General features: G+C 62.8%; 6 protein-coding genes. 2 read left to right on the top strand and 4 right to left on the bottom strand.

The features are described from left to right. Positions 1-112: 112 nt before the first annotated feature. The 4 genes from RDM88_RS11015 to RDM88_RS11000 all read right to left on the bottom strand — a co-directional run bounded on the left by RDM88_RS11015 (position 113) and on the right by RDM88_RS11000 (position 4263). Entirely contained in the window at positions 113-1291 is a 1179-nt protein-coding gene (locus RDM88_RS11015) for a sodium ion-translocating decarboxylase subunit beta (RefSeq protein ID WP_308754887.1), read from the bottom strand. Between the two features lie 19 nt (positions 1292-1310). After that, positions 1311-1724: an OadG family transporter subunit gene (locus RDM88_RS11010; RefSeq protein ID WP_308754886.1), complete on the bottom strand. Its 414-nt coding sequence runs from the start codon at positions 1722-1724 to the stop codon at positions 1311-1313. A gap of 228 nt (positions 1725-1952) precedes the next feature. Beyond that, positions 1953-2927 (bottom strand): galactose-1-phosphate uridylyltransferase, encoded by a 975-nt coding sequence (gene galT, locus RDM88_RS11005; RefSeq protein ID WP_308754885.1) that lies wholly within the window; start codon positions 2925-2927, stop codon positions 1953-1955. 55 nt (positions 2928-2982) lie between these two features. Then, positions 2983-4263, bottom strand: a complete 1281-nt coding sequence (locus RDM88_RS11000; RefSeq protein WP_308754884.1) for a galactokinase family protein — start codon at positions 4261-4263, stop codon at positions 2983-2985. Positions 4264-4471: 208 nt separating this feature from the next. Here RDM88_RS11000 and RDM88_RS10995 point away from each other — a divergent pair, with 208 nt between their 5' ends. Together RDM88_RS10995 and RDM88_RS10990 are read left to right on the top strand one after the other, a co-directional pair. Further along, a complete protein-coding gene (locus tag RDM88_RS10995; RefSeq protein WP_308754883.1) occupies positions 4472-5323 on the top strand; it encodes an AraC family transcriptional regulator in 852 nt (283 codons plus the stop codon). 13 nt (positions 5324-5336) lie between these two features. Next, positions 5337-6221, top strand: a complete 885-nt coding sequence (locus RDM88_RS10990; protein WP_308754882.1) for a mechanosensitive ion channel family protein — start codon at positions 5337-5339, stop codon at positions 6219-6221. Positions 6222-6453 lie beyond the last annotated feature (232 nt).

Below are 6453 nucleotides of genomic sequence, written 5' to 3'. Positions count from 1 at the left end.
GGCTTACAAACAGCACCGCTGTTTGTTGTGTGAATATTATACCACATTTTCGGGCTCCTGTGAACGAAGAAAGGGCGGCCCCGCCGGGCCGCCCTTTTGTGGAATCCGAATGTTACTTGAGGATGGAGAGCAGAACGCCCGCGGCCACGGCGGAACCGATGACGCCGGCGACGTTCGGGCCCATCGCATGCATGAGCAGGAAGTTGGTCGGGTTTTCCTTCTGGCCGACCTTCTGCGAGACGCGCGCCGCCATCGGGACGGCCGACACGCCGGCGGAACCGATCAGCGGGTTGATCTTGCCGCCCGACAGGACGTACATCAGGTCGCCGAGCAGCACGCCGCCCGCGGTGCCGAACGCGAACGCCACGAGGCCGAGGACGATGATGCCGAGGGTCTGCGGGGTGAGGAACCGCTCCGCGCTCGCCGTCGCGCCGACGGTGACGCCGAGGAAGATGGTCACGATGTTCATCAGCTCGTTCTGCGCCGTCTTGTTGAGGCGGTCGACCACGCCCGACTCGCGGAAGAGGTTGCCGAGCATGAGCATGCCGATCAGCGGGGCGGTGTCGGGAACGAGGAAGGAAACGAGGATCGCAACCATGATCGGGAAGACGATCTTTTCGAGCTTGGAGACGGGGCGCAGCTGCTCCATCTTGACGGCGCGGGCCTTCTTGGTGGTGAGCGCCTTCATGATGGGCGGCTGGATGATCGGGACCAGGGCCATGTAGGAGTAGGCCGCGATGGCCACCGAGCCGAGCAGGTGCGGGGCCAGCTGCGTCGTCGTAAAGATCGCCGTCGGGCCGTCCGCGCCGCCGATGATGCCGATCGAACCGGCCTCAGCGGGCGTAAAGCCGAGCGCCAGCGCGCCGAAGAAGGCGAGGAAGATGCCGAGCTGGGCGGCCGCGCCCATCAGGAAGCTCTTGGGGTTCGCAATCAGCGGGCCGAAGTCGGTCATGCAGCCGACGCCGAGGAAGATCAGCGGCGGGTAGATGCCGAGCTTGACGCCGAGATAGAGGTAGTCGAGCAGGCCGCCGCCGTTGGCGAGCGCCTCCCACGCGATATGCCCCGTCTCGTTGATGAAGATTTCGGGATGGTACAGGCCCGCCATCGGCAGGTTGGTCAGCAGCATGCCGAACGCGATCGGCAGCAGCAGCAGCGGCTCGAAGCCCTTGCGGATCGCAAGGTACATGAGCACGAAGGAAACCAGGATCATCAGGGCCTGCCCGCCGGTCAGGTTCAGGAAGCCCGACTTGGACACGATCGTCTGGACCGAGTCCGCAAAAATTTCAAACATTGTCTCTGCCCTCCGTCAATCAAAAAGGTTGGGTGTTCTGCATCATGCCGGCCTGCGCCCAGGAGGTGCGCTCCCGTGCGCGGCGGATGCTGCGCAGGACAAAGCCGCCTTCGGCCGCGGGCTGGCCGCTTTCGCCGCCGAACATCGAGGCGACCGCCGCCGAGATCACCGCGACGATATCGTCTCCGATACCCTCCTCGACGATCGGCTGGATCACCATGGTGGGGGCCGGAGCCGGAGCTGCCGGAGCGGCGGGGGCGGCGGGCTTGGGAGCCGCCGGGGGCTGCGCCGGTTTCTTCGGGGAGCCGAGGCCGGTGGATGTGAAGAGCTTGCCGATCAGCCAGACGATGACCGAGAGGCCGACCAGCGCGGAAAACACCACGACCAGGCCGGTGATGATGACTGCGCCCGCAAGGGTAAAATCAATATTCATGCCCATTCTCCTTGCTGTATATTTGGTAAAATGATACAGGAAATCGGTTTCTGCAAAAAATCGAAACCAGAATTAAGTATACTATATCTTGCGGACATTTGCAATGTCTTAACACCCGAAATTTGAAAAAAAATTAACAAACATTTCATGAAAAATCCATCTCCCCCGCCCAAAAAGACAAAGCGGCCGCCCGGAAGGGCGGCCGCTTTGTGGCAGCTGCACAAGCTCTTATTTGAGGGTGTCCATATACCGCTGGTACGCCTCACGGAGCTCGGCGGCGGTCTCCTCGGGGCGGGTGGGGTTGCAGTGCGCCCACGCGCCCGTCTCGCTCGAGGCGTTGAATTTGATCTTGTCCGCGCTGCGCATCGGCGGGAAGAATTCGATGTGGAAGTGGTAGCTGTCCTTCACGTCCGGGCCGTTGACCGGGGCGTTGTGCATGCACATCATATAGGGGAACCTGTAGCCAAAGAGGCTGTCGAGCATGCCGACCGTGTGCTTGACGGTGACGGCGAGCGAGCGGCGCTCCTCGGGGGTAAGTTCCAGCAGATTGGATTTATGGGAGTTGGCAAAGATGTACACGCCGTAGGGGTACTCGGTGAAGAAGGGCAGGAAGACGGTGAAATGCTCGTTCTGGAAGATCACCCGCTGGCCGAATTTCCGTTCCTCGGCGAGCATGTCGCAGAAGAGGCATCTGCCCTTCTCGGCGTAGTATTCGCCCGACGATTTGAGCTCGAGCTGGAGCTTCTTGGGCACAAAGGAGTAGCCGTAGATCTGGCCGTGCGGATGGGGCATCGTGACGCCCACCGCCTCGCCGCGGTTTTCAAAGATGAAGACGTATTTGATCTTTTCGTCCTGCGAGAGCTTTTCAAACCGCTCGCACCACAGGTCGACCAGCTTCGCCATGTGGTCGTCCGACAGCTCAGGCACCGTGGTCGTGTGCCCGGGCGAATAGAGGATGACCTCGCATTTGCCGTAGGCGGGCGCGGTCTTGAAAAAATCGTTCGCCACGTCGTCCGGCTCGGGCGGCGTCTGGCTCAGCGCCGGGAAGTCGTTGTCGTATTCGAGCACGTCGTAGTGGTCCGGCACCTTGCCCGAGCCCGGGCAGAAGGGGCACCAGTCCTTGGGCATCTGCGGGCGCGCCTGCCGGTGGGAAGCGATCATGACCCAGTCCTGTGTCAGGGGATGCCATCTTAATTCAGCCATTCCAATTCCTCCTGTATGTATCTTGATGTGTCGTTTCCTGATAGCCGGGCGCGCCTTACAGGGCGCAGAGGTCCACCCCGCCGACCGGGCGGATCGAAAGCACATGGCAGTGGTTCGCGCCGAACACCGCCTCCATAGCGGCCTTGTAGCCGTCGAGCAGGTCCTCGGGGACGAACGCCTGGATGGTCCCGGCGAAGCCGCCGCCGTGGACCCGCCACGCGCCGCGCCCCGCCAGCAGGTGCTCGCTCATCGCGAGCGCGAGGGAGAGGCCCTGCTCGTCAGGGTTCTTGCAGGTGTAGACGTTCTGCAGGTACATGAAGGAGGAGTGTCCGCTCTCGATCACGAGGCGCTTGAACGTCTCGAAGTCGCCCGTCTTGAGCGCGGCGACCTGCCTGGGCACCCGGTCGTTGTCCGCGTAGAAGTGGAAGGCGCGCAGCAGGGCGCGGTCGGTGCACTTGCCGCGCAGCGCGGGCAGCGCCGCGTAGAAGGTCTCCGGCGCGACGTCGCGCAGCACCTTTCCGCCGAGCGCCTCCGCCACCGAACGCATCTCGACCGGCGCGGCCGCATAGTCGCCGGTGAGATCGGCGTGGTTGCCGCCCGTGTCGACGACGCAGAGCTTATAGCCCGAGTGGGCGAAGTCGAATTCCACCTTTTCGACGATGGGCTTTTCCGGGTTCTGGAAGTCGATCGCGATGAAGCCGCCGACCGAGCAGCCCATCTGGTCCATGAGGCCGCTCGGCTTGCCGAAGTAGGCGTTTTCGGCGTACTGGCCGATCTGGGCGATCTGCACGGGGGTTACCGCGCCGTCCGCGTAGAGGCTGTTGAGCATCGTGCCGACGATCGTCTCGAACGCCGCCGACGAGGAGAGGCCGGAACCCTTGAGCACGCTGGAGGTGGTGTAGGCGTCAAAGCCGCCGATCCGGTAGCCGAGGGCGGCAAACTTGGCGGCCACGCCGCGGATGAGGGAGGCCGCGGTGTTCTTTTCGCTCTCCCGCACCGACACGTCGGAGAGGTCGATGGTGTCCATCGGGAAGCCCGCCGACTGGATGCGGATGACGTTGTCGTCATTTTTGCCGGCCACCGCGATCACGTCGAGGTTGACGCCCGCGGCAAGCACCCGCCCCTGCTGGTGGTCGGTGTGGTTGCCGCCCACCTCGGTGCGCCCCGGGGCGCTGAAGAGCCCGACCTCCCGGCCCGCGCCGAAGAGCTTCTCAAACTCCCCCACCGCGGCTTCATACCGTTCCCGCTGGAGCGGCGCCTTTTCGCTGTAGAGATAGTCGAACGCCCGGTCCAGTCCTCCGGAAGTGATCCTGGATCGCATCTCCTGTGTCTTCATACCATTTCCTCCATCGTTTTGTCGTGTCGCCGTCCGTTTCCGACGGGGTCCCGCCGCGCGCGGACCCTCTCAATATCTGTAATTTTAGCTTAACGCAAATTGCACGGAATTTCAACACAAAAAAGTACCATTTTTATGGACGATTGTTGCAGTAAATCGCCTTTTTGATTATACTAATTAGAAGACGCAGAATAAAGGGGGCCTTCCAATGGCAGACGGCATCTTCAAACACTCCTACAAGACCAAGACACGCGAAAGCCTGCCCATCGCCATCTATAACGCCGGCGTGCAGCAGTGCGAACCCTCCCACACCTGGGGCCCCGGCCTGCGGGACCACTTCCTTGTGCACCACGTCATCTCCGGATGCGGCAGCTACACCGCCGGGGGCGTCACCCATGAGGTGGGCGCGGGCGACACCTTCATCGTCTATCCCTCGGTCATCGTGACCTACCGGGCGGACGACGCCGACCCGTGGGAATACTGCTGGGTGGGCTTCAACGGCGCGGAGGCCAAGCTGCTGATGTCCCAGACCCCCTTCACCCGTGAAAAGCCGGTCGTCCGCTTCGAGGACCCGGCCGCCATCGAGAGCGCCATCACCGGAATCTACCGGGCCTCGGGCACCACCCCCGCCAGCGAGCTGCGCGCCATCGGCCTGCTCTACCTCTTCCTCGCGCTGCTCACCGAACAGCCGGGCGCGCCCGCGCCCGCCGCCGGGCTTTCGCTCGAATATGTTGAGAGCGCCATCCGGTTCATCGCGCACAACTACTCCGGCTCGATCGACGTCAGCGACATCGCCGCCTCGGTCGGCATCAGCCGCAGCCACCTCTACCGGGTATTCATGCGGCATATCGGCACCTCCCCCAACGAGTACCTGACCAAATTCCGCATCTCACAGGCGGTGGAGCTGATCGAGCGCTCTTCCCTGCCCGTCTCGGCGGTCGCCGCCTCGGTCGGCTACGACGATTCGCTCTACTTCTCCCGCGTCTTTAAAAAGATCACGGGCGTTTCCCCCTCCTCGTACATCAAAAAATCCGCCTCCCACGCCGGGAAGGCGGATTGAAAGGAGTCCTCCCATGGAAAACATCGACGCCTCCTCCGCCGCCTCCGAAATCCAAGAGGTGGTGAACGCCCTCACCAGCATGCCCTCCGACACCCGCTGGAATTACCTCTGGCACAAATTCCTCGACTTCGCCCCCCGCCTGCTGACGGCGCTCATCATCCTGGCGGCCGGCATCCTGCTCGTGCGCTGGATCTGCTCCTTCTCCCGCAGGCTGCTGGAGCGCTCCAAGCTCGACCCCACCCTGCATAATTTCATCGTCTCGATCATCTGCGCGGTGCTCTATATCGTGCTCGGCATCATCGTCGTCACCGTGCTCGCCCCCTCCGCGGCCGGGTCGCTCATCGCGCTCTTCGGCGTATTCGGCCTGGCGATCTCACTGGCCGTCAAGGATTCCCTCGCCAATCTCGCCGGCGGCATGTCGGTGCTCTTCACCAAGCCCTTCGCACTCGGCGACTATGTCCGCATCAACGGCAACGAGGGCACCATCCAGGAGATCCGCCTCAACTACACGATCCTGAAGACCTTCGACAACAAGGTCGTGCACATCCCCAACGGCGACGTGGCCAAGGCGGAGATCATCAATTTTACCTCCGAGCCGACCCGCCGCCTCGACCTCGTCTTTTCGATCGGTTACGGCGACGATTTCGAGAAGGCCAAGCGGATCATCCGCGGCGCGCTCGACGACAACCCCCTCGCGCACCGGGAACCCGAGCCGGTCATCCGGGTGTCCGAGCACGGCGATTCCGCGGTCAGGATCGCCTGCCGCGTGTGGGTGGACACCCCCGACTACTGGACGCTCAACTTCGACCTGCTCGAGGAGGTCAAGCGCCGGTTCGACGCGGAGGGCATCTCGATTCCCTATCATCAGATGGATGTTCACCTGCACGGTGATAAATGATAAAGCGCCTCGCGGGCTATGCCGCGAGGCGTTTTTGCCAGCTTCCGCTACCGTTTCCCCCAACATTTGTACTGGGCCCCGCGCCGACTGTTTTAGATGTTCCACCCAGAGGTCGGAGGGTTTGCCGGTAGTCGACCGGCGGCGAGTTCCTTTCTTGATCGCCCAAGAAAGGAACCAAAGAAGGGCGCTCAAGGGGACTTCCGCCAGTCCCCTTGAGAAACCCCCGGGAGTA

The organism is uncultured Anaerotruncus sp., assembly GCF_902490045.1.
In the GTDB taxonomy this organism is placed as follows: Bacteria; Bacillota; Clostridia; order Oscillospirales; family Ruminococcaceae; genus Anaerotruncus.
This window is presented reverse-complemented; position numbering and strand designations above follow the sequence as displayed.